Raw genomic sequence first — 706 nt, 5'->3', positions numbered from 1 at the left:
TTGTTCTCGCTAGCCCCAAAAAACTGTTGCGCAGCGAAATCAACTGAAAAGCCACCTCTAACAAAACCTAGACCAACCGAAGCTCGCTGTTCATCCGCTAAATCAGAATAATTTCCAGTTTGATCTGTTATGCCAGCTCTTATCGCAAAAGTGTTCGAAGAAGTGGCACCACCGATTAGTAGTTCAGCACCGAGCTTTTTCTTTGTAAGTTCGATATCTAAAGAGTCGCTAGTTTGAAACAATAAATCCGACATCCCGCTGTACTTAAGTTTTTCGAAATCTGCGTTAAGATTGAGTTGGAAACTTACTTCGCTAAAGATCCAACCAAGACTCATCTTCGAACCAACTGATACTGATTCCGGGTATGCTGTAATCTCTCGGTTTCTTAGGGGATGATTAAAATCGTTTTCGAATGGGGTATGAGTCGACTCAAAATGGTAAGCTGCGCCTACATCCCACGCTAAATATCCAGAACTTGATGTGAAGTCGATTGGTTTATCAAGTAATCTATAGTTTGCCCCTAACTGTAATCCATACCCCGACGTCTCTTGCCTTACCTTATCGCTCACATCTTTTTCTTTTACCGATATGATTTTTAATGTGCCGCCTATTTTTGCGCTGTCTGACGGTGCATAAGCGACGTTTGCGCTGATATCATAACTCTGTAGAATCGCCGCTTCTTCAGTTCCTTGACTGGGCTCTTTAA

At 42.4% G+C, this 706-nt stretch carries 1 protein-coding gene; it reads right to left on the bottom strand.

The features are described from left to right. A partial coding sequence (locus tag A3761_RS26820) for a hypothetical protein (protein WP_197472791.1) occupies positions 1-706 on the bottom strand: 706 nt, incomplete at both ends.

The sequence above is a fragment of the Oleiphilus sp. HI0123 genome, assembly GCF_001635315.1.
The sequence above is the reverse complement of the archived record's forward strand: the minus strand, read 5'-3'. Positions and strand labels throughout refer to the sequence as shown.